The sequence below is a fragment of the Microbacterium aquilitoris genome, from assembly GCF_031932285.1.
GTDB lineage: Bacteria > Actinomycetota > Actinomycetes > Actinomycetales > Microbacteriaceae > Microbacterium > Microbacterium aquilitoris.
Genome location: NZ_JAUZVT010000002.1, coordinates 209,781 through 234,301, shown reverse-complemented (window position 1 = coordinate 234,301; position 24,521 = coordinate 209,781). Strand labels below are relative to the sequence as shown.

At 71.7% G+C, this 24,521-nt stretch carries 22 protein-coding genes; 6 read left to right on the top strand and 16 right to left on the bottom strand.

Features of this window, described 5'->3' with window-relative positions; translation table 11 throughout:
• The first annotated feature begins 161 nt into the window (after window positions 1-161).
• Window positions 162-1,490, top strand: coding sequence for a coiled-coil domain-containing protein (locus Q9S78_RS07860; RefSeq protein WP_018188715.1), 1,329 nt, complete (start codon window positions 162-164; stop codon window positions 1,488-1,490).
• A complete protein-coding gene (locus Q9S78_RS07855; RefSeq protein ID WP_020096765.1) occupies window positions 1,490-2,320 on the top strand; it encodes a serine hydrolase domain-containing protein in 831 nt (276 codons plus the stop codon). Before Q9S78_RS07860 ends, Q9S78_RS07855 begins: the two co-directional genes overlap by 1 nt.
• Before the next feature lie 74 nt (window positions 2,321-2,394).
• Here Q9S78_RS07855 and hpf read toward each other — a convergent pair whose 3' ends face one another.
• The 12 genes from hpf to Q9S78_RS07795 form a co-directional block, all read right to left on the bottom strand.
• Window positions 2,395-3,054 carry a ribosome hibernation-promoting factor, HPF/YfiA family gene (gene hpf / locus Q9S78_RS07850; RefSeq protein ID WP_026303037.1) on the bottom strand — a complete coding sequence of 220 codons (660 nt, stop codon included), beginning with the start codon at window positions 3,052-3,054 and terminating at the stop codon, window positions 2,395-2,397.
• A 116-nt stretch (window positions 3,055-3,170) separates the two neighbouring features.
• Entirely contained in the window at window positions 3,171-3,845 is a 675-nt protein-coding gene (locus Q9S78_RS07845; RefSeq protein WP_020096764.1) for a ComF family protein, read from the bottom strand.
• 95 nt (window positions 3,846-3,940) lie between these two features.
• Window positions 3,941-5,614, bottom strand: a complete 1,674-nt coding sequence (locus Q9S78_RS07840) for an LpqB family beta-propeller domain-containing protein (protein WP_020096763.1) — start codon at window positions 5,612-5,614, stop codon at window positions 3,941-3,943.
• The gene (mtrB, locus tag Q9S78_RS07835; protein ID WP_020665407.1) at window positions 5,611-7,290 is read right to left on the bottom strand and encodes an MtrAB system histidine kinase MtrB; all 1,680 of its coding nucleotides are present in this window, start codon (window positions 7,288-7,290) and stop codon (window positions 5,611-5,613) included. The genes Q9S78_RS07840 and mtrB overlap by 4 nt, the downstream gene beginning before the upstream one ends.
• Window positions 7,291-7,309: 19 nt before the next feature.
• Window positions 7,310-7,990, bottom strand: coding sequence for an MtrAB system response regulator MtrA (mtrA, locus tag Q9S78_RS07830; RefSeq protein WP_311869932.1), 681 nt, complete (start codon window positions 7,988-7,990; stop codon window positions 7,310-7,312).
• A gap of 147 nt (window positions 7,991-8,137) precedes the next feature.
• Window positions 8,138-10,477 carry a catalase/peroxidase HPI gene (katG, locus tag Q9S78_RS07825; RefSeq protein WP_311869930.1) on the bottom strand — a complete coding sequence of 780 codons (2,340 nt, stop codon included), beginning with the start codon at window positions 10,475-10,477 and terminating at the stop codon, window positions 8,138-8,140.
• A gap of 42 nt (window positions 10,478-10,519) precedes the next feature.
• Window positions 10,520-10,954, bottom strand: coding sequence for a Fur family transcriptional regulator (locus Q9S78_RS07820; protein WP_018188723.1), 435 nt, complete (start codon window positions 10,952-10,954; stop codon window positions 10,520-10,522).
• Window positions 10,955-11,015: 61 nt separating this feature from the next.
• Entirely contained in the window at window positions 11,016-12,473 is a 1,458-nt protein-coding gene (gene ahcY, locus Q9S78_RS07815) for an adenosylhomocysteinase (protein WP_116228618.1), read from the bottom strand.
• Between the two features lie 22 nt (window positions 12,474-12,495).
• The gene (locus Q9S78_RS07810; protein WP_026303039.1) at window positions 12,496-12,702 is read right to left on the bottom strand and encodes a DUF3499 family protein; all 207 of its coding nucleotides are present in this window, start codon (window positions 12,700-12,702) and stop codon (window positions 12,496-12,498) included.
• A 51-nt stretch (window positions 12,703-12,753) separates the two neighbouring features.
• The gene (locus Q9S78_RS07805) at window positions 12,754-13,347 is read right to left on the bottom strand and encodes a CbiQ family ECF transporter T component (protein ID WP_311857597.1); all 594 of its coding nucleotides are present in this window, start codon (window positions 13,345-13,347) and stop codon (window positions 12,754-12,756) included.
• Complete coding sequence (locus tag Q9S78_RS07800; RefSeq protein ID WP_311869928.1) at window positions 13,341-14,030, bottom strand: energy-coupling factor ABC transporter ATP-binding protein; 690 nt, start codon at window positions 14,028-14,030, stop codon at window positions 13,341-13,343. The genes Q9S78_RS07805 and Q9S78_RS07800 overlap by 7 nt, the downstream gene beginning before the upstream one ends.
• Window positions 14,027-14,641, bottom strand: a complete 615-nt coding sequence (locus tag Q9S78_RS07795; RefSeq protein ID WP_116228615.1) for a biotin transporter BioY — start codon at window positions 14,639-14,641, stop codon at window positions 14,027-14,029. Before Q9S78_RS07795 ends, Q9S78_RS07800 begins: the two co-directional genes overlap by 4 nt.
• 52 nt (window positions 14,642-14,693) lie before the next feature.
• Here Q9S78_RS07795 and Q9S78_RS07790 point away from each other — a divergent pair, with 52 nt between their 5' ends.
• Both Q9S78_RS07790 and Q9S78_RS07785 read left to right on the top strand, forming a co-directional pair.
• Window positions 14,694-15,320, top strand: a complete 627-nt coding sequence (locus Q9S78_RS07790) for a TetR/AcrR family transcriptional regulator (RefSeq protein ID WP_311869927.1) — start codon at window positions 14,694-14,696, stop codon at window positions 15,318-15,320.
• 41 nt (window positions 15,321-15,361) lie between these two features.
• Window positions 15,362-15,772 (top strand): metallopeptidase family protein, encoded by a 411-nt coding sequence (locus Q9S78_RS07785; RefSeq protein ID WP_116229309.1) that lies wholly within the window; start codon window positions 15,362-15,364, stop codon window positions 15,770-15,772.
• 50 nt (window positions 15,773-15,822) lie between these two features.
• Here Q9S78_RS07785 and Q9S78_RS07780 read toward each other — a convergent pair whose 3' ends face one another.
• From Q9S78_RS07780 to manA, 4 genes are all read right to left on the bottom strand, one after another.
• A complete protein-coding gene (locus tag Q9S78_RS07780) occupies window positions 15,823-17,211 on the bottom strand; it encodes a DUF5719 family protein (protein ID WP_311869925.1) in 1,389 nt (462 codons plus the stop codon).
• Window positions 17,208-20,066, bottom strand: coding sequence for a glycosyltransferase (locus Q9S78_RS07775; protein ID WP_311869923.1), 2,859 nt, complete (start codon window positions 20,064-20,066; stop codon window positions 17,208-17,210). The genes Q9S78_RS07780 and Q9S78_RS07775 overlap by 4 nt, the downstream gene beginning before the upstream one ends.
• Before the next feature lie 66 nt (window positions 20,067-20,132).
• On the bottom strand, window positions 20,133-20,453 hold the full coding sequence (locus Q9S78_RS07770; RefSeq protein WP_018188733.1) for a WhiB family transcriptional regulator: 321 nt from the start codon (window positions 20,451-20,453) through the stop codon (window positions 20,133-20,135).
• Between the two features lie 141 nt (window positions 20,454-20,594).
• Complete coding sequence (manA, locus tag Q9S78_RS07765) at window positions 20,595-21,737, bottom strand: mannose-6-phosphate isomerase, class I (protein WP_311857611.1); 1,143 nt, start codon at window positions 21,735-21,737, stop codon at window positions 20,595-20,597.
• Window positions 21,738-21,796: 59 nt separating this feature from the next.
• Between manA and Q9S78_RS07760 the strand changes: the two genes are divergently transcribed.
• A complete protein-coding gene (locus Q9S78_RS07760) occupies window positions 21,797-23,197 on the top strand; it encodes an O-antigen ligase family protein (RefSeq protein WP_311869922.1) in 1,401 nt (466 codons plus the stop codon).
• A complete protein-coding gene (locus Q9S78_RS07755; protein ID WP_116228608.1) occupies window positions 23,194-24,513 on the top strand; it encodes an O-antigen ligase family protein in 1,320 nt (439 codons plus the stop codon). The genes Q9S78_RS07760 and Q9S78_RS07755 overlap by 4 nt, the downstream gene beginning before the upstream one ends.
• Window positions 24,514-24,521: the final 8 nt, after the last annotated feature.

The following is a 24,521-nucleotide window of genomic DNA, read 5'->3' as shown; positions in this document are numbered from 1 at the left end:
TGTCGATTCGGCATTCCGACGAGCGATGTCGGGATGCCGGTGCGCGGGACGCGCAGACATACATCGCCATGCTATCCGCCCGTGACCTACGAGGTTGCTGGAGGTCGCGGCATCCCCCGCCGAACGCCGCCGCAGGCGCCCCGGCCCGTAAGATCGGGCGCATGGCGGGATTCTGGGGAAGACGCAAGCGTGAAGACGCGGAGATCGAGGCACAGGATGCCGAACTCAGTCGGAAGGCCGGCGCTGCCCTCGTCGCCGCCGACGAGCGCATCCGCGTGACGGACGACGAACTCGCGTACGCCGAGATCGAGCTGGGTCGCGACGCCACCAAGGACCTCCGAGACGCGCTGGCCGCCGTGCGTCAGCACATGGGCGAGGCGTTCCAGCTGCATCAGCTCAACCACGACGAGATCCCCGACACCCCCGAGGAGCTCCGCACCCGCAACGCCCGCATCGTGCAGCTGTGCGAGTGGGCCGAGGACCTGCTGGACGACCGCACCGAATCTCTCGCCGAAGCCATCGCCCGCGCCCGTCGCGCACCCGAGATCATCGCCGGGATCCGCAGCGACGTGGCTCGACTGCGCGAGCGGCTCCCGGCCCTCACGGCGAGCCTCGAGCGCCTGTCGACGCGCTACTCGGATGCCGCGATGCGGACGGTCCTCGGCAACGCCGCGGAAGCAGCCCAGCTCCTCGACTTCGCTGAGCACAGCTCGGAGGTGTCGGAGCGTCGCCGCGACGCCGGCCAGCGCGAACAGGCCAACCTCGCACTCGAGACCGCGATCGAGGCGTCACGCCGTGCCGGCACCCTCGTCGAGGCCGTCGACACCTTCGAGATCGAGGCGCTGCGTGCGGAGTCGACGCTCGCCGCGATCGTCGACGACTCCCGGGACGACCTGATCGTGGCGCAGCCGCTGCTGTCAACACCCGCCGTGGCTGCGGCCGCCGCCGACCTCGAGGCGGCGCTCCGGTCGCTGACGCCCGCCGGCAGCAAGCCCGACCCGTTCGCCGAACTCACCCGGCTGCGCACGGCCAATGCGGCGCTCGACGCCGCCGTCGACAAGGCGCGCGAGCGCGCGGCGCGTCCCGTGCCCTCCGAAGCCCACGTGCACCACGCCATCGACGACGCCGACCGGCAGATCGGCGTCGCGCGCAGCGTCATCTCGGGCCACCGCGGCTGGATCGGCGCGGACGCGCGCACGCGCCTCGCCGAAGCCGAACGCGTCCGAGGCGATCTCGTGCGCTACGCGGGGCCGATCGACGAGGACGACCGCGACGAGGCGATGTCGCTCGCCCGCCGCGCCGCTCACCTCGCCGGCGAGGCCCTGCAGCTCGCCCAGCGCGACATCGACTCCTCGCGACCGGACGACTGGGGCTCCGGCGGCGGGTACGGCGGCCGCGGCATGGGCGGTGGCATGGGCGGGGGCAGCCTCGCCGGCGGCCTGCTCGGCGGGCTCGTGATCGGCGGCCTGCTCGACGGCATGTTCGACTGATGACGGCGCTCGACGAGGCGGTCGCCGCCTCGCAGGACTGGGACGTCCCCCACGCCTCGGTCGCGGTCGTCACCGCGGACGGTGCCGTCGCGGCATCCGCCGGCGATCAGGATCGCGTCTACCGACTCGCCTCCGTCACGAAACTGCTGAGCGCCTACGCGGCGCTCGTCGCCGTCGAGGAGGGCGCCCTGGCGCTCGACCAGCCCGCGGGGCCCCCTGGAGCGACCGTCGAGCACCTTCTGGCCCACACGGCCGGGTACGACTTCTCGTCGTCGGAACTCCGCGCCGCCCCCGGCGAACGACGCCTCTACTCGAACACGGGCTTCGAGGTGCTCGCCGACCTTCTCGAATCCGAGACCGGCATCGCCTTCGACGCCTACGCGCACGAGGCGGTGTTCGCACCGCTCGGGATGTCGCACACGACGATCGGCGATTCCGCCGCGGCGGGCGGTTCCTCGACGAGCGCTGACCTCGCCCTCTTCGCGGCGGAGCTGCAGCGGCCACGCCTCCTCGATCCCGCGACGCTCGACCGCGCGACGGGGGTGTCGTTCCCCGGCCGACGCGGCGTGCTGCCGGGCTTCGGACAGCAGGCGGAGAACGACTGGGGCCTGGGACTCGAGATCCGCGGGACCAAGAGCCCGCACTGGACGGGATCGCAGAACTCCCCCGAGACGTTCGGGCATTTCGGTCAGGCCGGGACGTTCCTGTGGGTCGACCCCCGAGCCGGCGCGGCGCTCGTGGCGCTCACCGATCGCCCGTTCGGCCCGTGGGCCGCCGACGCGTGGCCGCCGTTCAGCGACGGCGTGTTGGCTGCGCTCGCGGCCGACTGAGACTCCCCGCCACGGAAACGAAGAGAGGGTGGATGCCGCGCGGCATCCACCCTCTCCCGTCAGGTCGTGTCAGGTCAGGAGGCGAGCTCCGCCGGTGCGGCCGTGGTGGTCAGGGAGATGACGCCGTAGTCCCAGCCCTTGCGGCGGTAGACGACGCTCGGCTGGTCGGTGCGGGCATCGATGAAGAGGAAGAAGTCGTGACCGACGAGTTCCATCCGGTCGACGGCGTCTTCCACCGTCATCCACTCGGGGTCGAACCGCTTGGTGCGGATGACGACGGGGGTGTACTCCTCTTCGTCCTCGGCGCCCGTAATGATCGGCACTTCACCGGTCGCCACGGCGCGGATGACGTCGACCGAGGCGGGCTGCACGTCGATGCCCTGGAGCGTCCCGGTGCCCTTCTCGAGCTTGGCGCCGCGGGGGTGGTTGCGGAGGTCGACGCGCTTCTCCTTCGCCCGGCGGATCTGCTCGCCGAGCTTGGTCATGGCGAGATCGAGAGCGGCGAACTTGTCGCCGTCCACCGCCTCGGCGCGGACGACGGGACCCTTGCCGGTGAGGGTGACCTCGACGGTCTCGTCCTCACGGCCACCGTTGTGATAACTGCGATGCGTCACCTTGATGTCGAGCCGCTGGGCCCGGGGGGAAAGGTGCTCGATGCGGGCGGACTTCTCCTCGACAACGGAGCGGAATCGGTCGCTGACGCTCACTCCCACGCCGACGATACTGATCTCCATCGTGACCTCCTTGTTCCGGTCCACCCGGTCAAGGGCGGACCTCGGTTCGCCTTGTGTCCCCCCACCGTAGTGCCGCACCCGCCGCGTGTCACGACCTGATCACGATGAATCGCCACTCAGCCGCCTATGGCGCGGCGGAGGGGCGTCGCGGCGACCGTCACCGCCCCCGCCACCGTGATCCCCCGCACCCTGAGTGCCCGAGCCGCCTCGTCCAGGGTCGCCCCCGTCGTCACCACGTCGTCGATCAGCACGACGGACCGGCGCTCCAGTCGACGCGCCGCACCCGCCCGCACGCTCATCGCGCCCGCCAGGTTGGCCGCGCGCTCGGCGCGGCTGAGCACGCGTTGATCCGCCGTCGCCCGTGCAACCGACAGCAGCGGGAACGGCCGCCAACCGGCCCGGCGGCACAGGAGGTCCACCGGCGCGTACCCGCGTCGGCGAAGCGACACCCGGCTCGCGGGGACCGCCACCGGCACCGCGTCGACACCCGCCGGCCACGCGCTCCGCAACGCCGCACCGAGCGGCCGGGTGAGCCCGGTCCTGCCGTCCTCCTTGAACGCCCGGATGACGCGGGCAGCGACCCCCTCGAACACGAGGGCGCTCCGCACCTCGAGTCCGCTCGGGAGCCGTCGCGACCGCGGAACGGGGTTCACCTCCTCCTGGCATCCCTCGCAGAGGGTCTGATCGGGCAGGTCGCACCCTGCGCACGAAACCGGGAAGACCACGCAGAGCGCCTCGTCGAGGGCGAGACGCAGGCGAGACGGCGAACCGGTGACGGCGGGATGCGGCATCCCGCCATCGTGCTTCCGGTGCCGGAGCACGGGGGCTCTTCCATCGTCACCCGCGGAGACGGGTGGCGCTGCGGGCGCCTGGGGAGGAGGAGGTGTCAGCCGGGCTGACCCTGCTGCACCGCCAGCACGCTCACGTCGGCGGCGAGCACCTGCCACGATCCACGCTGCACGTACAGGCTGCCGTCCTTCGTGAGCAGCCGGACGCTGCCGCTCTGGTTGCCGCCGGCGATCGCCACGACGCCGTCGGGCGCACGCACCTCGGTGCCCAGCCCGCCGACCGTCTGCTCGCGCACGACGCGCTGTTGACCGTCCGCGAACACGAGAGCCACCGTGGAACCGTCGATCCAGGTGAGGTCGATCCCCCGACCGCCGATGTTCGCGACGACGAGAGGGTCGCCGATGGACGTGGGGGCGCCGTCCTTGTCGCGGATGATCCCGGCGACCCAGACGGACCACCGCCCTCCGGCGCGGACCAGTGCCGCCACGCGGGCGCCGTCGCGCGAGACCCGCATCGCCGTCACCCCGGCGGCGCCGACCCAGCCGGCGGGGATCTTCTGCGCACTGCCGTCACGGCCGTACGCGACGACCTCGGTCGGCTGATCACCCGGGACGGTCCAGATGTATCCGTAGGGGTCGATGGACGGCGCGGTCATCCCCGGGCGCGTGTCGAGTTCGGTCCGGGTGCCGTCGGAGTCCACGCGGAGGATCGCCCCCGAACGGGTCCGCACCGCCGCCGTCGTGCGCGCGGCATCCGTCTCGACCGCCTCGGCCTCGACCTCGGAGAACGCCTCGCCGAAACCGACCACCTGGTCGATGTCACTGCCGGAGAGGAACCCGAACGTGCCGTTCTTCAGGACGAGGGGTCGGGTGTCGACCGCGGTCGACCGGGTCGTGCGTGCCGTCACGTCGAGGGGTTCGTCGCCGACGAGCATCTGCACGTCGAGGATGCCGGCCCCCGCCAGGCTCGCGTCGAGCTGAGCCTTCATGCGGGCCAGAGTCTCGCGGGAGAGGTCGCGGATGGACGGATCGAAGGAGATCTGCGCGATGCCGGACTCGACGGGCACGGACGGCTGGGTGAGGGTCACCTCGCCCGTGAACGCCGAACGCACGGACTCGCCGAGCCAGGGACTCTGCGTGCCGGAGACGAGCGCCGCGGTGATGCGCGTGGCCGGGTTGGTCGAGGGGAACCAGCGCACGTCGGGGATCAGCACCCGCCAGGACGGATCGAAGTAGGACAGGTCGTAGCTCTGGAACACCGACCCGAAGCGGTTCGCGTCGAGGACGATGCCGTCGGGCGCCTGCGAGATGCGCCACTGCCCCCGCTCCTTCTCGAGCGAGAAGGTGAACGGGATGCGACCCGCCTCGGCGGGCTGGTACGAGCCGGTGGCGTCGACGTTGGCGACGGGCTGCACCGTGAAGACGATCTCGTCGTCGGCCGGCGAGGAGATCGAGCTCTCCCCAGGGGTGTACACGGTGACGCCCGCCTGCGGCTGCCACTTCTGCTTGAACGAACTCGTGAGGAACTCTTGGGCGACCTCCCAATTGCCCCGAGGTCCCGAGCCTGCCGCGATGAACCCCTCGACGATCTGCTGGGGCGTCGCGTCGCGCCCGGGCCCGTCGGGGACGTAGGAGAAGTCCGGCGGGCCCTCGACCTCGTCGATCGCCTTGCCCACGTGGACGGGGCCGCCGACGGGCAGACCGGCGCAGGCCGACAGGGCGAAGGCGAGGATCACCGCGACCGCAGTGGCGAGTCCGCGACGAAGGGTCATGGGGTCTCCTCCCGCGGGGGCAGGGTGATCGGCTGGGTCAGTCCGAGGTTCCCGAGCGCTGCGTCGTCGCGCGGGTCGAGCTCGATCGGTGAGCCGCCGGAGAGGTGCTCCCCCACGCGGCGCGGCAGGGTGAGGACGAAGTGGCTCCCGCCGCCGAGCTCCGACCACACCTCGAGGGTGCCGCCGTGCAGGCGAGCATCGCCGAGAGCGATCGACAGGCCGAGTCCGGTTCCGCCGATCGTGCGGCGTCGCGAGGGATCCGCACGCCAGAAGCGGTCGAAGACGCGCTCGGTGTCGGCCTCGCTCATGCCGAGTCCGAAGTCGCGCACCCCCAGCGCCACGGCGCGCTGGTCGCTGTCGACGGTCACCACGATCGGCCTGCCCTCACCGTGCTCGATGGCGTTGCCCAGAAGGTTGCGGACGATCCGGCGGATGCGGCGCGGGTCCATCTCGACCGGCGAGTAGCCGCCGGGGGCGACGAGTCGGACGTCGCTGCCGTGCTGCTCGGCGAGCTGGGCCATCGACTCGATCGTGTCCTCGGCCAGGTGGGCGAGGCTCGTCGGCTCGACCTCGAGCTGCACCGACCCCGCGTCGTAGCGGCTGATCTCGAGGAGGTCCGCGAGAAGGACCTCGAACCGCTGAACCTGGGCGTGGAGGAGTTCCGCTGCCCGCGCCGTCGACGCGTCGAAGTCGTCGCGCTGGTCGTTGATCATGTCGGCCGCGAGACGGATGGTCGTCAACGGCGTCCGCAGCTCGTGCGAGACGTCGGACACGAACCGCTGCTGGACGAGGGAGAGCTCGGCGAGCTCCTTGATCTGGCCCTCGATGCTGTCGGCCATCGCGTTGAAGGAGCGGCCGAGCGTCGCGAACTCGTCCTCGCCCCGGACGGGGAGTCGCACGGCGAGATCGCCCGCCGCGAGCTTCGCGCTCGTCTCCGCCGCCTGCGCGATGGGGACCGTCACCGACCGGAGGACGAAGAGCGAGATGCCGCCGATCAGGACGAGGAGCGCGAGCCCGACCACCCAGAGGGTGACCTGGACGAACTGCAGGGTCTGCGCCTCCGAGCCGAGGTCGTACGCGAAGTAGACCTCGTACGCGCCTGCTTCGGGAACGATGAGCTGCTGCCCGACGATGATGCCGGGCGTCTCGCCGCCGTCGGATTCGGGGATGCCGATCGACTGCCACCACTGCCGGTCGGCCGACAGCCGCACGCTCTCGCGCAGCTCGGGCGAGATCATCGACTCCTCGAGCCCGCCGGACTCGAAGTTCTGCGGCGCGATCGCCGAAGGTTCGTCGTCGATGCGGAAGACCGCGAGCATCGACGTCCCCGCCTGGCGAGACAGGATCTCGCGGCGCACCTCATCCATGAGCACCTGGAGCGCCACCTCGTCACTGTCGACGACGGCCGCGTCGAACGTGCTCTGCGCGGCCTGCGTGGCGCGCTGCGCGGCATCCTGCACCTGCTCGGCGCGGGACTCGTACAGATCGGTGAGGATGGCGAGCGACATCCACACGAGCGCGACGAGGATCGTCAAGGCCGTGAGCGTCAGGGTGACCGACAGGGTGCGGAAGCGCAGGGATCGGCGCCACAGGAAGCGGATGCGGCGTTGCCACGACTTCCAGTCCCGCCAGGGCGGGACGACCGTGTGGGTGCCGGTGCGCGCCGTCACCGACACGATCGGATGCTCCGCCCGGTCACACGGCCGCGCCGGCGCGATACCCCACGCCGCGCACCGTCGTCACGATCTGCGGGTTGTCGGGGTCGCGCTCGACCTTCGCCCGCAAGCGCTGGACGTGGACGTTCACGAGGCGCGTGTCGGCCTTGTAGTGGTAGCCCCAGACCTGCTCGAGCAGCATCTCGCGGGTGAAGACCTGCTGCGGCTTCGAGGCGAGGGCGACGAGCAGCTCGAACTCGAGCGGGGTGAGGGCGATGACCCCGTCCGCGCGGCGCACCTCGTGAGCGGCGACGTCGACCGTGAGGTCGCCGATCCGCAGATTCTCGGACTGGGCCTCGGCGGTCGGTCGCAGCCGGGTGCGGATGCGGGCGACGAGTTCCTTCGGGTTGAACGGCTTGACGATGTAGTCGTCGGCGCCCGATTCGAGTCCCCGCACCACGTCGGCGGTGTCGGTGCGAGCGGTCAGCATGATGATGGGCACGCCGGATTCGGCGCGCACCCGCTTGCACACCTCGATGCCGTCCATCCCCGGCAGCATGAGGTCGAGCAGGATCAGATCGGGGCGTTCGTCGCGCCACGCGTCGACGGCAGCCGCACCGTCCGCGCAGAAGGCGACGTCGAAGCCTTCGGTGCGCAGCACGATGCCGATCATCTCTGCCAGGGCGGTGTCGTCGTCGACCACCAGGATGCGCGATGTCATAGAGCCGATGTCGTCCTTCAAGGGTGGCGGATGCCGGTGCTCCGCCCACGGGTGAGTCCACAGTAACCGACGTGCGGCCGGTCCCGCCCGGACGACGCACGGCCCCTCCCGTGAAGGAGGGGCCGTGCGTCGTGACGGCAGCGCCGGTCAGGCGTGCAGGTCGAACCGGTCGAGCTCGGTGACCTTCGTCCAGGCGGCGACGAAGTCGCGGACGAACTTCTCAGCGGCGTCGTCCGAGGCGTAGACCTCGGCGATCGCGCGGAGCTCCGAGTTCGAGCTGAACACGAGGTCGGCGCGGGTGCCGACGCCGATCTGCGAACCGTCCGCCGTGGTGCCGCGGAAGGCGTGCGAGCCGGGGTCGAGCGGCGTCCAGGTCGAGCCGAGGTCGAGCAGGCTCACGAACACGTCGTTCGTGAGCACGCCCGGTCGGCCGGTGAACACGCCGTGGGACGAACCGTCCCAGTTCGCGCCCAGTGCGCGCAGGCCGCCCACGAGCACCGTCATCTCGGGAGCGCTGAGGGTCAGCAGGTTCGCCTTGTCGATGAGGTGGTGCTCCGCCGGGAGGAACGCGTTCGGTCCGTAGTAGTTGCGGAATCCGTCGGCGACCGGCTCGAGGTAGCCGAACGACAGCTCGTCGGTCTGCTCCTGCGACGCGTCGGTGCGGCCCGGACGGAACGGCACGGTGACGGCGACTCCGGCATCCTTCGCGGCCTTCTCGACGCCCGCGTTGCCCGCGAGCACGATGAGGTCGGCGAGCGAGACCTTGGTGCCGCCGGTCTGCTCGGCGTCGAAGGCGGCCTTCACACCCTCGAGCGCGGCGAGGACGTGCTGCAGCTGCTCGGGGTTGTTGACCTCCCAGTCCTTCTGCGGCGCGAGGCGGATCCGGGCGCCGTTGACGCCGCCGCGCTTGTCGCTGCCACGGAAGGTGGATGCTGCAGCCCATGTCGTCGAGACGAGCTGGGCGACCGTGAGACCGGTGGCGAGGATGCGCTCCTTGAGCGCAGCGGCATCCGCGTCGTCGATCAGCGCGTGGTCCACGGCGGGCACCGGGTCCTGCCAGATGAGCTCCTCCTGCGGGACCTCGGGCCCGAGGTACCGCGCGACGGGGCCCATGTCGCGGTGCGTCAGCTTGAACCAGGCGCGGGCGAACGCGTCACCGAAGGCGACGGGGTCGTCCTTGAAACGGCGCGAGACCGCGTCGTAGGCCGGGTCCATCCGCAGGGCCAGATCGCTCGTCAGCATGCGCGGCTCGCGACGACCGTCGGAGTGCGCCAGCGGCACCATGTCGGCACCGGCGCCGTTCTTCGGGCGCCACTGGTGACCGCCGCCGGGGCTCGTCATGAGCTCCCAGTCGTAGGCGTACAGGATGTGGAAGAACTCGTTGTCCCAGCGGGTCGGGTGGTAGGTCCACGTGACCTCGAGTCCCGACGTGATGGTGTCGTCGCCCTTGCCCGTGCCGTGGTTGTTCTTCCAGCCGAGACCCTGCTGCTCGAGGCCGGCGGCCTCGGGGTTGTCCTCGACGTTCGTGTCGGGGGCGGCGCCGTGGGTCTTGCCGAAGGTGTGGCCACCGGCGATGAGGGCGACGGTCTCCTCGTCGTCCATGCCCATGCGGCCGAAGGTCTCGCGGATGTCGCGAGCGGACTTCAGCGGGTCGGGCTCGCCGTTGGGACCCTCGGGGTTCACGTAGATGAGACCCATCTGGACCGCCGCGAGGGGCTTCTCGAGGTCGCGGTCGCCGCTGTAGCGCTCGTCGGCGAGCCACGTGGTCTCAGGGCCCCAGTACACGTCGTCGTCCGGCTCCCAGACGTCGGGGCGTCCGCCGCCGAAGCCGAAGGTCTCGAAGCCCATGGTCTCGAGCGCGACGTTGCCGGCGAGGATCATGAGGTCGCCCCACGAGAGCGCCTGGCCGTAGGTCTTCTTGACGGGCCACAGCAGGCGTCGAGCCTTGTCGAGGTTGACGTTGTCGGGCCAGCTGTTGAGGGGTGCGAAACGCTGCTGGCCGGTGCCGCCGCCGCCGCGACCGTCGGTCGCGCGGTAGGTGCCGGCGGAGTGCCAGGCCATGCGGATCATGAGCGGGCCGTAGTTGCCGAAGTCGGCGGGCCACCAGTCCTGCGACGTGGTGAGGACGGCGGCGATGTCGGCCTTCACGGCGAAGAGGTCGAGGCTCTCGAAGGCGGCCTTGTAGTCGAAGTCCTCGCCGACCGGGTTGCCGACGGACGGGTTCTTCTTGAGGATGCGGAGGTTCAGCTGATTCGGCCACCACACCTGGTTGGCGGTGCCGACGGTGGGATGCGGCTGGCCGCCGTGGTTCGCACGGTCGGCGCCGGGTGCCGCGTGGATGACGGGGCAGGCGTCGGCGGTGTTCTCCCGCGGCCGCGTCTCGCCGTCGCCGCGCTCATCGACCGGGGTGTCGATGGGGGTGACGGCGTGGTCGACGTCGGTGGCCTCGGCGCCGAGGGGCTCGGCCTGGGGGTCACGGTCGCTCATGGTGATCCTTCCGTTCGGGGTGGTGAAAGAGGGCGGATGGGTTCAGGCGGCGGCCTCGGCGGCGCACGCGCCGCAGAGACCCCAGTAGGTGACCTCGGCGGAGGCGATCCGGAAGCCGTGATCGTCCGACGGATGCAGGCATGGCGCGGCGCCGACGGCGCAGTCGACGTCCTGGACGCGGCCGCAGGACGTGCACACGAGGTGGTGGTGGTTGTCGTCGACGCGCAGCTCGAACAGCATGGGTTGACCGGCGGGCTCGATGCGGCGGACGAGCGCGGCATCCGCGAAGTCGTTCAGCGCGTTGTAGACCGACTGACGGCTCGCCTTGGGGAGTTCGCCCGCCACGTCGGCGAACACCGCGTCGGCACTCGCGTGCGGATGGGCGGCGAGGGCGGCGAACACCGCGAGCCGCGATTCCGTCACCCGGAGCCCGGCATCGCGGAGCGCGACGGCAGGGTCTGCGGCGAGGTCGGTCATGCGATCAGCCTACGCGCTCTTTTGATCCATTCAAAAGAAAATGCGCTCGGGCGTGTCGGCGTCAGTATCGGTAGTGGTCTAGCTTGTAGGGGCCGTCGACGGGTACGCCGATGTAGGCGGCCTGCTCGTCGGTGAGCTGCGTCAGCCGCACGCCGAGAGCCGACAGGTGCAGGCGGGCGACCTTCTCGTCGAGCGCCTTGGGCAGGACGTACACACCCGTCGGGTACGCGTCGGTCTTCGTGAAGAGCTCGATCTGAGCGAGGACCTGGTTCGTGAACGACGCACTCATGACGAAGGACGGGTGCCCCGTCGCGTTGCCGAGGTTCAGCAGGCGCCCCTCGGACAGGACGAGGATGCTGCGCCCGGTCGGCAGCCGGAACTCGTGCACCTGCGGCTTGATCTCGATCTTCTCGACGCCGGGCAGAGCCTCGAGGGCGGCCATGTCGATCTCGTCGTCGAAGTGGCCCACGTTGCCGACGATCGCGAGGTGCTTGAGCGAGAGGAGGTGGTCCACCGTGACGACACGGGTGTTGCCGGTGCCCGTGATGACGATGTCGACCTGGTCGGCGACGTCCTCGAGGCGTGCGACCTGGTAGCCGTCCATCGCCGCCTGCAGCGCGCAGATCGGATCCACCTCGCTCACGATGACGCGGGCGCCTTGGCCGCGGAGCGCCTCGGCGGCACCCTTGCCGACGTCGCCGTAGCCGACGACGAACGCGACCTTGCCGCCGATGAGGACGTCCGTGGCCCGGTTGATGCCGTCGGGCAGCGAGTGGCGGATGCCGTACTTGTTGTCGAACTTCGACTTCGTGACCGAGTCGTTCACGTTGATGCCGGGGAAGAGCAGCTTCCCGGCGGCGTGGAGCTCGTAGAGGCGGTGGACACCGGTCGTCGTCTCCTCGGTCACACCGAGCAGGCCCCCGGCCAGGCGGGTGAAGCGCTGCGGATCGCGGGCGAGGCTCTTCCGGAGCGTGTCGAGGACGATGCGGTACTCGCCCGAATCGCCCGTCGTGGCATCCGGAACAGCACCGGCGGCTTCGAACTCGACGCCCTTGTGAACGAGGAGGGTGGCGTCGCCGCCGTCGTCGAGGATCAGGTTCGGCCCGTCGAAGCCCTCGTCCGACCAGTCGAAGATGCGATCGGCGAGCTCCCAGTACTGTTCGAGGGTCTCGCCCTTGAACGCGAACACCGGCACGCCGGCGGGCTCGGCGACGGTGCCGCCCGGACCGACGACGACCGCTGCCGCCGCCTCATCCTGGGTGGAGAAGATGTTGCAGCTCGCCCACCGCACCTGCGCGCCGAGGGCGACGAGCGTCTCGATGAGGACCGCCGTCTGCACCGTCATGTGCAGCGAACCGGCGATCCGCGCTCCGGCGAGGGGCCGGGAGTCGCCGTACTCCTCGCGGAGGGCCATCAGACCCGGCATCTCGTTCTCGGCGAGGCGGATCTGGTGACGACCGGCTTCCGCGAGCGAAAGATCGGCGACGACGTGTTCGATGGTCTTCACGGGAGTGGGCACGCGCCCATCCTGCCACGCAGGGTCAGACGCGGAGGGTCTCGTGACGGACGACGACCCAGCCCTTCGGGACCGACATCCGACCGGTGTGGATGGCGCAGAGATCGTGGGCGTGCGGGTCGTTCCCGCCGCCGAGCGGACCGAGGACGGCCATCTGGTCGCCGTAGTCGTAGGTCAGCGTCGTCACGGCCTCGCGGGCACAGCCCACCTTGGAACACAGTCTCTCTCGCATCGCGTCCACGCTAGCCGTGGAGGCGGGCCGCGACACGGAGCCGCGCCGGGCTCAGCGCACCCCGCGGGCGGTGAGGGCGTCGCCGAGATCGTCCGCATGGCGGAGCGCGAGGACGAGGAACGGCACAGCGAAGACACGGATGCCGCGGGCTCCCCGCGCCCGCTGCGCCGCGCGGACCTCGCCCGCGAGGCGCGCGAGGGTGGGAACCGTGCCGAGTGCGACGACGAGCAGGAGCGCCGCGCGGGCGGCATCCACCCCGATCACGCGCAGCGGGCCGAGCGCCCGTTCCGCCACGTCGAGGAGGGCGGTCACCGGGGTGGTCGACGCGAGGAGCCCAGCGAGGGCGACCGCGGCCACGATGCGGACGGTACCGACCGTCGCCGCCTCGACGCCGAGGAAGATGCACGGGATGCCGAAGGCCACCACGACGAGCCACCGGAGCGACCAGACCTGGCGGGCGAGTTCGCGGAATCCGACTCCTGGCACGAGATAGCAGGCCGCGCACACCGCCGCGGCGATCGCGGCGGTCGGCCACGCCGTGGGGAGGAGTGAGACGGCGAGGACGAGGACGAGCAGGATCGCCGCCTTCGGGCCCGCGGGCATCCGGTGCCACGGCCCGTTCCCGGGCCGGTACAGCGTCAGCATCGCCAGCTCGCGGCGTGGGCGGCCACGACCTCGGGCGCGGGCCCGACCCGGGCGACCTTCCCCTCGTGCATCCGGACCGCGACGTCGCACCGCGCCGCGAGGTCGAGGTCGTGCGTCACGACCACGAGCCGGTGGCCGGAGTCGGCGAGCAGGTGCGCCGAGATCAGTTGGGCGTTCCGTCCGTCGAGGAACGCGGTCGGCTCGTCGGCGACCACGAGGTCCGGCTCGCGGACGAAGGCGCCGCACAGGGCGAGCAGCTGCTTCTGCCCGCCGGACAGCTCGTACGCCGGCCGGTCGGCGAGGGGGGCGAGGGCGAACCTCTCGAGCGCGGCGGCGACGCGGGCATCCCGCTCGGCGCGGGGCAGTCGACCCGCACGGAGCGAGAACGCGACGTCCTCGGCGACGGTCGGCATGATGATCTGGGCGTCGGGATTGCTGAAGACGATCGCGACGCGGCGGCGGAGGGCGGCGGCATCCTTCTCGACATCGAGGCCGAGCACCTCGACGCGACCCTGCGTGGGCCGGATGAGTCCGCCGATCAGCCGCGCGAGCGTCGACTTGCCGGAGCCGTTGTCGCCCACGACGGCGATGCTCCGGGCGTCGAGGGCGAGGTCGACCCCCCGGAGGACGTCGACGTCGCCCAGGCGTACCGAGACGTCGGCGAGCCGGAGGTCGCTCGTCACCGTACCGGTGCCGCTTCACGCGCAGCGCCGCGCGGCGCCCACGTGCGACGGAAGGCGCGCGGGTACCCCCGGACCAAGGCGCCCACGACGAGCGTCGCGATCACGGCCTTGACCAGGTCGCCGGGGACGAAGGCCAGGTTCGCGATCAGCGCCTGATCCATTCCGATGCGCATGATGAGACTCTGGACCGGGATGCCGCAGGCGTAGACGACGAGGACGCCGCCGATGACCACGCCGATGAAGGTCCGCCACCACACGGGCCGGCGTCCGCCGAGGTGCACGATCAGTCCGATCACGACGGCGCCCACCAGCCATCCGACGAGGTAACCCGCCGTCGGCCCCACGAACACCGCCGCTCCCCCGCGACCGCCCGCCAGCAGCGGGAGTCCGATCGCGACGAGCGCGAGGAGGGCACCGACCGAGACGGCACCCACGAGAGGGCCGAGCACGGCGCCGGCCAGCATCACCCCGAGCGTCTGGGCGGTGATCGGCACGCCGCCGAAGACGGAGAAGGAGCCGGGAAGGCCGAGGACGGCGATCACCCCAGCGAAGACGGCCGCCCGGGAGAGGTCGGTCGTGTCGAGCCGGGGTGTCGGGCGCGAGCGGGTCATCTCATCCTCCTGAACAGCGTTCACGTGAACACCGTTCAGGTAGGGTAACGCCATGACTGCGCGCGATCCAAACCCGCCCTCCCGGGGTCTCCGGCGCACCAAAGACGACGTCGTCGACGCCGCTCTGTCCGTCCTCGATCGCGTGGGCCTCCCCGACCTGTCGATGCGGCGCCTCGCGGAGGACCTGGGTGTCCAGCCGAGCGCCCTGTACTGGCACGTCGCAAGCAAGCAGGAGCTGCTCGCGGCTGTGAGCGCGCGCATCCTCGCCCCCGTCGCGCTGCGCCCGGGTGACCCGACCGACCTCGGCCGGGCGGCCGTCACCCTGGGGCACCGCCTGCACGACCGGCTCCTCGCCCACCGCGACGGTGCCGAAGTGGTGTCGAGCTCCCTCGCCCTCGGCCTCGTCGACTCACCCGTCCACGACGCGCTGCGCACCGTCGAGGACTCCCCCGCCGCCCGCGTCGTCGCCGACGCCGTGACCCACTACGTCGTCGGCGTCACCTTCCACGAGCAGCAGCGTCGGTCGGCGGATGTCTGGGGCACCGCGGCGTCCGAGGTGTCCCTGACCGCGTCATCCGTCGACTCCACCGACGACGGGGGCTTCGCCGCCGCGCTTGCACTGATCGCGGCGGGGATCGCGGCATGGCAGGAGAGCGTCGGGCGCCCGCTCGACGCCTAGGATGGCCTCATGCTCAGCAAGGTGGACCCGTGAGGCGACGCGTGCGCACGAGTGTCCGCCCCGACCGGCACGGTCGACACGGCCGCCTCGACCGGAGCTCCGTCGTCCGACCCCCGCTTCCCGCGATCGAGACGCGCGCCGAGAAGTTCGATCTGACGGTCACGACGGCGGTCGAGTTCCTCCGGAGCGCATGGCCGGAGCTGCGTGAGGTCCGTTTCGACATCGGCTGGATGCCGGACGCCGCGGACGACGACGGCATCCCCCGGTGGGCGGTGCAGTCGGAGCAGAAGCGCATCGTCCTGTTCCGACTCCCCATCGAACGGCTCGCGAGACTGCACCGCAACGACGAACTCCACCGCCGGATGATGATCGAGAGCTGCGTGTTCCGCGCCGCCGCCGAATACCTCGACCGCGACCCGTGGGACCTCGGGCCCGACCGGTTCCGATTCTGAGGCGCGAGCGTTTCTGAGCTTCTGCTCGCGCGACGCACTTCCGTGCGCGATCAGCGCGGACGGACGACCACGGGTGCCGCGGCGGCGTCGGCAGGGGCCACGGCGTAGCCGGCGATCGCATCGGATGCCGTGAAGGTCACGCCCGCGCGCAGTGTGCCCCCCGCGGGGTCGAGCCGGTAGAGCTCGCCGGCGCGCAGGTCGACCGAGACCGAACCGCCCGCGGGGACGCGCACCTCGCGCGGCTCGCCGGCGCCCGCATCCTCGGTCAGGACCGCGGCCACCTCGGAGGCACCGGGGTTCACGAGCGTGAGCTGCGGACTCGGCCCGTCGGCGACCGCGAGGAGGGAGGGCACGCGGATGTCGTCCGCCGTGCCGTACCAGGCGAAGTCGGACCCGGCATCCGATCCCGTCGAGGTGTGGACCGAGGCGACCACCGGTGCACCCGCGTCGACCTCAACGCGATAGCGACCCTGGGGAAGCGTGTCCAGATCCACGTCGACGGGCACGCCGGCCGCGAGGGTGAGATCGGGGAAGGAGGCAGCGGTGGTGCGTCGCCCGACGGGCGACACCGTCACGGTCGCGGTCGTGTCGTCCGAAGGGGCGAGCAGCCGCACCACCGTGTCGGTGGGCTCGTCACCTTCCGCGACGCTCGAGAACGCGGGGATCGTCTGCTGAGCCCTCGGGAGCCCGGTCGCGCCGCCCTGGTCGACGCCGACCGGGACGAGCGTCCGGGTGAGGCTCGACTGCAGGACGGCCTGCACGGGTGCCTGCGTCGCCGAGACGAGCACGACGGGGCTCGCTTCGCCGAGCGCGAGCGAGGCGAGGGGCACGACGCGCTGCTGGCCGGCGGGGATCAGGATGTCCGCACCGGCCTCGGGGGTCACCCGGCCGCCCGAGGCGAAGACCGTCAGATCCACCCGGGCCGCGACGTCGCCGGGGTTGGCGAGGATGACGAGATCCGCCGCGCCCGTGAGGCCGCTGCCTCCGGCGAGCCAGGTCTCCATGGCGGGCGGGGTGCAGGCGGATGCCGCGAACCCGGCGAGATCGTCGGCGTCGACACGCGACGACCCCGCCGCGGCCAGGTCGGTGCGCATGCGATCGACCGGCTCCGCCGAGAACGACGCGATCGGCGGGGCATCCGGGACCGCGGAGGCGATCTCGCCCGCGACGGGTGCGGGCGCACCGGCGACGGTTCCCGACACCACGTTCTGCGGGGCGGCGACCTGCAGCGCGCCGACGCCCTCGGTGTCCCGTCCGACGGCGAGCACCGGGCCCGCGCACGAGAGGAGGGAGGTCGCGGCTTCGGGCCGCGTCGTCAGCGAGAGCGTCGACCGCTCGACGGTCGGCAGGGTAGCGGTCGCGATGAGGAAGGTCCCCGCCACGACGGCGAGGCTCAGGGCGGCGCCGGCGCCGCGGCGGATCCGGCGGGCGGTGGTCACGAGGCCGACCTTTCTGCGAGCACGTCCCGCTCCCCGATGATGCGGGGGTGACGCCTGCCGGCCCGGAGGCTGGCGCGCGTCGGGACTGCGAGCAGCAGCGCGACGGCGATGACGCCGAGCTGCAGCAGGGCGACGCGGACCGAGGTGGGCCCCGAGGCGTCGTCGACGGTGCGCTCGGCGATGGTCCCCTTGACGCCCCACAGGACGCCGCGAGCCGTCTGCCCGACGCTCACGAGATCGGCTCGCTGATTGAGGAGGTTCTGCGCCCCGAGCCGCGCCGCACGGGCGCGGTCGCTCTCGCGGGGGGCCTGTTCCAGGAGGACGTACGCGATGCCGTGCCGACCGAGCTGGGCGACGACGTCGCCGGTCACCGTGGAGACGAGGTCGGCCGTCACGTGGGCCAGCTCGCGGTCACCGGCGGTCAGCTCGGGGCGCGTGGACTGCAGCGTCGTCTGCCCGCCGAGGGTCTCGCTGGCGCCCCAGACCACGGAGGCCGAGTAGGCGGCATCCGCCTGCACGGTCAGGACGAGGGTCGCCGTCTGCTCACCGTCGCGCTCACCCTCGCTGCCGGCGGTCTGGACGTACGCGGGGAGTGTGCTGGACGGCCCGTCCTGCAGGGCGGAATCACCGCGGACGACGGCCGTCAGGGCCGGAACGGCGCCGACGGCGAGGAAGGCGATCACGACGGATGCCGCGACCGGGACGAGGGCGTCGACCCGGCGGAACCCGTCGAGGCCGGTGACGGCGGCGAGGATGAGGCCCGCCCACGCGAGCGAGAGCGCGCTTCCCGGCCAGATCGAGACGGGCCCGGACATGCCGGCGGTGAGGGCCACGCCCGATCCCAAGGCCGCCGTGGCGACGCCGAGGACGGCGGCGACGAGCGCCACGGATGCCGGGAGCAGCCGCCCGACGACCGGCGCCAGCAGGGCGAGCAGCACGACCGGAGCCGTGAAGGCGGCGACCCACCAGGCCCGCCCGTCCTCACCGAGGAACTGCGTCCAGCCGACGCCGTCGGTCGACGGGTAGCCGAACGCGAACAGGACCTTGGGCAACAACCCATCGGGGTTTCCGCTCAGCGCGAGCGGCCGGCCCGGGTCGGCGAGGATCGCGAGGGGGTCCCCCGTCGTGAGGTGGTACCACCCGAGGGGCAGGAAGATCGCCACGGCCGGGATCATCAGCCAGGCGATGCGCCCGGCTCCCCGCCCGCGTCGCATCGACACGGCCAGGACGATGGCCACGAGCCACAGCACGATCAGAGCGGGTGCCAGCGAGGGCGCGCAGGCGAGCACGACGACGAGGATGATCGAGGCGAGCCCGGCGCTGCTCCACGACCGTCGCGCGGCCGCGGCCGTGTAGATGAGCCACGGCAGCGCGAGGTGCAGGATGACCGCGGTCGGTCGCCCCTCGATCAGTGCCGCGAGGAAGGGAGGTGCCACCGCCCATGCGAAGGCCGCGGCGCAGCGCAGCACGGACCTCTCGGTGACGCGGGTCGCTGCGAACCATCCGCCGAGCGCGGCGAGCGGCAGTGCGAGGAGCCAGAGGATGACGATCGCGCGCGAGGGCGCGAGGGGCGACAGCGAACCGACGAGGGCGACGACCGACGCGAAGGGGTCGGCCGGCCCGACGGTGTCCCAGCCCAGCGCACGCGGGCCGTACGCGGCATCCGTCCACAGCGCCACGACGCCGCTGCGCAGCGGCGCGAGACCTCCCCCGCCGAGCACGGGCCACGCCAGGAGCGCGCTGAACGACAGCGCGGAGGTGGCGAGGGCACCGAGGACGACCCAGGCGCCGCCGCCGCTGACGAAGCGGAGGTCTTCGCGCGGAGCCGCTGCGGCATCCGCTTCGTCCTCGAGCCGCTCACGCAGGTCCCGTCGGCCGATCCGCAGCTGCGCCAGGGACAGCCACGAGGCGGTCCGGTTCCGCCGGATGGTGCGGCGCGCGCGCACGACGGCCGCGAACGACACGAGCACCGAGAACGACGCCGCCCACTCGGGTCCGATGCGTCCCGGAGTCTTCGCGACCAGATGGCCGAGGGTGCGCCACAGGGCGAGGGGCAGGAGGGTCAGCCAGTGCAGCAGGACCACGGGAGCCGGGGCATAGGCCAGGCGACGGTGGAGCTCGGCCTTCCGCGCGGCGTAGAGACGGCGGCCGCGCGCGCCGGCCGAGCGTCCCGCCGGGGTTCCCGCGACGCCGTCACCGGCGACGGCGACGAGCGCGGAGGGCGTCAGAGCGACGCGACCGCCGGCGAGGCGGGCGCGGATGCCGAGGTCGAGACCCTCGTCGGCGCCGGCCAGACCCTGGTCGATGCCCGCGAGGGCGTTCCAGACCTGCGCGCGGACGAGGACGCCGCGGATGTCCGATCCGAGGACGTCCTCGGAGGCGTCGTGCTGCCCCTGGTCGAGCTCGCCGTCGGCGAGACCGACCGTGCGCCCCGTGTGAGTGAGCGTGACCCCGAGCGAGACGATCCGGCTGGGGTCGTCCCAGGAGACCAGCTTGGGCGCGGCGAGCGCCACCGAGGGGGCGGTCTCGAGCGCTCCCGTGAGCCGTGCGAGCGCGTCCGGGGCGGGCGCGGTGTCCTGCGCGAGCAACCAGACGGCGTCGCCGGTGATACGCCGGCTCGCGAGGCGGAGGGCCTCGGCGAAGCCGGTCCCCCGGCCTGCGACGATGACCGCTTCGGCTCCGGACTCGGACGCGAGCTTCTTGAGGGTCTCGTCGGGTCCGCAGAGGACGACGGTGAGCGCGTCGGCACGCCGCGTCTGGGCGGCGAGCGCGCGCAGGGTGCGGCTCAGGTGGAGATCCGTGGGGCCTCGTCCGTGGGGGCGGACGACGAGGATCGCGTGTACTCGGGCGGGCATGGCCAGGTCAGCCTAGGTCGCGACTCGGGCGACGCGGGGAGGACGGGCGGGGTGGCGCGGATCGCGTCAGGAAGCGCGCCGCTTGAGCTTGCGTCGCTCGCGCTCGCTCAAACCACCCCAGATGCCGAAGCGCTCGTCGTTCTGGAGGGCGTATTCGAGGCATTCGCCTCGGACGTCGCACGAGGTGCAGATGCGCTTCGCGTCACGCGTCGATCCGCCCTTCTCCGGGAAGAAGGCCTCCGGATCCGTCTGTGCGCACAGGGCGTCGGCCTGCCATGCCAGCGCGGTGTCCTCGTCGGTGTCGACGCGGCGACGGACGCCGGGGACACCGAGGTTCACCGGATCGACGAACCAATTCTCGGGAACGCCGGAACGGTAACCCGTCATCTTGCTCTCCCACCTGTAGACACTCGCCGCGGTGCGGCCGATGCCTAATTACACCCGTGTGATTCGCTCGGGTCAAGTCGCAGATCGTAAACCCTCAACCCGATATTGAATCTTCTTGAGGCTCCCCGGCGTGTCGCGACCTCAGCCCTGCACACCCGGCCGGGCCAGGTAGGCGACCCCGGAGCCGTCCAGCACGAGCTCCGACTCGTCCTGAGCGTAGGCGGCGGTCCCCGGCGTGAGATCGATGCGCCGCCCCCCGGCGGACACGATCACGCGGCCTTCGGTCGCCAGCACGATGGCGGGTCCGTCGAGCCCGACGTGCAGCGGCGTGCCGGTCGGTGCGTACCGGGCGAGGCGGAAGTCCGCCACTCCGGCGTCGAACAGCTCCCCCGCACCTGCGGGCACCGGGTCGAGCAGCGGCGCCGCGCCGGGCTCGGTGTCGACGATGCGCATGAGCTCCGGGACGTCGATGTGCTTCGGGGTCAGCCCGCCGCGCAGGACGTTGTCGCTGGCCGCCATGAGTTCGACGCCGAGACCGTCCTGATACGCGTGGAGCACCCCGGCAGGGGCGAACACGGCCTCACCGGTGCGGAGCACGACGAGGTTCATGAGCAGGGCGACCACGATGCCGGCATCCCCGGGGAAATCGCGCACGACGGCCCGGAGGACATCGACCTCTTCGGCGAAGTCCGGCACGACGGCGTCGGCGAGCGCCGCGGAGACGTCCGAGACGATGTCGTCGGCGCGCCCGCTCAGCACCTCCTCGATCACGGCTCGCAGTGCATCGGCAGGGGCGGCGGCGTCCAGTGCCGCTCGAAGACGTCGGACACCGGATGCCTCGCCGAGGCCACCGAGCAGGCGCTGCGTGTCCTCGACGGGCCGCAGCCCTACGAGGGCGCGGAACCGCTCGCTCAGCGCGACGATGATCTCGGGCTTGTGGTTGTCATCGCGGTAGATGCGTTCGGCGGCGTCGCGGGGGACGCCGGACGCCTCCTCCGCGGCGAAGCCGGCCCGCGCCTGCTCGAGGTCCGGGTGCGCCTGGATCGACAGCGACGACGACGCCGCGAGGATCTTCAGGAGGAACGGGAGCGGCGGCGCCCCGGCATCCGTCCTCGCCTGCATCAGCGAGCGGCCGTCACCGAGGACGGCGGGACTGCCCGGGTGGTCGCCGAACCAGACCTCGGCCTCGGGCGCTCCGCTGGGGGTCCGCCCCTGGAGGGACGGGATGGCGGTGGGGGAACCCCACGCGTAGTCACGGGGTTCGTTCGAGAGCGTCTCCAGCACGCGAACAGCCTAGGGCGTGGGGCGGAACGCACGGGGCCGCGCGATACCCTTCTGTCACCATGGCCGTCCACTCCTCGCACCCGGTCTCGGCGCCCCCGGCAGCCCCGCCGCGTGAGCGGACGAGCCACATCCTGCTGCGCGGCTGGTGCATCGTCCTGCTGGTCGTCACCCTGTCGGGGACTGCCCTGCCGCTCGCCTTCGGAGTCGGCGTCGCCGCCGCCATCGGCGTCGCGAGCTTCCTCGTCTCGGTGACCCTCTGGCTGACGACGCGGCCGCGGGTGCAGTGGCCCCGACTCCCCTGGTACGCGCTCACCTATCTCCTGTGGGCCGTCGCCTCGACGATCTGGACCCACTGGATCAACGCGACCCTGCTGACCGTCGCGCTCCTGATCGTCACGACGGTGGGCGCCCTCTTCGTGGGGGCGGTCCTCACCTGGCGCGAGATCGTCCGCGCCCTGACATCCGCCCTCAAGTGGATCCTCTCGCTGTCGATCCTCTTCGAACTGTGGGTGAGTCTCGTCTGGGACGGCCCGATCCTGCCGCAGTTCGTCCGCCCCGAGGGCCAGGTCGCCGACCCCATCGTGCTGTGGTCGCGCGACAACCTGTTCGACGGCGGCCGCATCCAAGGGATCTTCGGTAACTCCAACGCGCTCGCGTACGTGGCGCTCCTCGGGATCGTGGTCTTCGCCATCCGCATCGCGTCCCAGGCCCCGCGTCGCCCCGTCCTTGTCCTCTGGACGCTCCTGGCCGCGTTCCTCTTCGTCCGCGCCGGATCGGCGACCGCCACCCTGTCGGCCGTCGCGGTCGTCGTCGTCCTCATCACGGTCCTCGTCATGCGGACGACCACGCGCGCCGGTGAGAGGACTCGCTACTACGTCCTCTACGGCGTCGTCGCCGTCGGCGGCCTCGTGGCGGCGTGGGCACTGCGCGACCGGGTGTTCACGGCACTCGGCCGCTCGAGCGACCTGACCGGGCGCGAATCGATCTGGCAGAAGGTCCTGGAACGCGCCGTCGAACACCCCATGATCGGATGGGGCTTCTCGACGCCGTGGATCCCGACCGACCCCGCCTTCGACGGCTGGATCATCGACCACGGGCAGACGGTCATGCAGGCCCACAACATGTGGGTGGACGTCTTCCTGCAGCTGGGCGTCGTCGGGATCGTCCTCATCGCGGCGGCGTACGTCGCGTTCATCTGGCGTTCCTGGTTCTTCGCCGTCGACCGCCCGCGATGGGACCTCGTCGCGGACCGGCCGTACACGGCGGTCACCCTGTTGCCGACCCTCACCGGCGCCATCCTCCTCGTGCAGGGCCTCGCGGAATCGACACCCCTCCTGAACTGGGGGTGGTTCCTGCTCATCCTGTTCGCCTTCAAGATCAAGCAGGCGCCGCTGGTGGGACGCGGCCCGTCCGAAGAGCGCCTCATAGGCGAACAGGGCGACAGGCCGTCCGAGCGATGAGCACCCCCCGCGCACTCCCGCGACTGTCGACCGCCCTGCAATCCACCGAGGTCGCCGCCGTCTACTCCCTCGTGACCATCGGCGCGCTCTTCTCGACGCACGCGCTGCGTCAGCTGATGGGCGACGCGGGCTACGGCGCGATCCTGACCGGGCTGTGCGTGATCGGCGCGGGGATGATGCTCGCCCGTCGGGCGGAGCTCCGGGTCATCCATCTCATCCCCACGACGCTGCTGGTCCTGCTGGCCTGGCTGCTGATCACCGTCGGGTGGTCGGGCTCACCGGAGGCGACCCTCTCCGGATGGCTGCAGCTCGCGGCGCCCACCTTCCTCGCCGTCGTCGTCGCACAGTTCCGCGACACCCTGCAGACTGTGCGCGCCACCGGAGACGTGCTGCGGATGCTGCTCGCCGTCTCGCTCGGACTCGAGATCCTCAGCGGCATCCTCCTCAACCTCCCCATCAGGTTCCTCGGCATCGCGGGCAACATCGCCTACGGCGGCCCGATCCAGGGGATCTTCGGCACCCGCACGGCACTCGGGCTCGTGACGATCATCGCCCTGCTCACCTTCCTCGTGGAATGGCGGACCCGGTCGGTGAGCGCCGGCGTGGCGATCGGCTCCGTCGCCCTCGCCGCGACCCTCGCCGTGTTCACCGCGTCGCCCATCGTGCTCGGCATGGTGCTCATCTCGGGGACGGCCACCGGCGCCCTCGCGATCCTCCGGCGCGTCCGCCCCAGCGTCAGGCCGGTCCTTCAGTGGGTCCTGTCCGCCGTCGTCGTGGTCGGGCTCATCCTCGTCTACCTCTTCCGCCGCCCGCTCGTGTATTGGCTGAACGCCGAACCCGACTTCTTCACGCGGTCACGACTGTGGAACGTCATCCTCGACATGTCGGCATTGCGGCCGGTGCAGGGATGGGGCTGGGTCGACACCTGGCCCGACCACCTCTCCCCCTACACCTACATCCGCATCGTCACCGGCCGCTCGCACGCCTCCGCGCTCAACGCGTGGATGGATGTGCTGATCCAGGCGGGCACGGTCGGCGTCGTCCTCCTGGTCGTGTTCGTCGGTCTCGCCCTCGCCCGAGCCTGGACGTCGGCGAGCGAACGCAGGTCGACCGTCTACGTATGGCCCGCCCTCGTCATCATCGTCCTCCTGACGGACTCGATCGTGACCAGCTCGCTGCTCGGCGGCTCGGGGTGGTTCCTCCTGGTGCTCTGCGCAACACGGGCATCGCTCGTGCGGGGGTGGCGACGCGAACGCCCGCTCGCCCCGGACGCCTCCATCTCCCCGGACGCATTCGGGCCAGGCGCACCCGCTTAGAATCGACC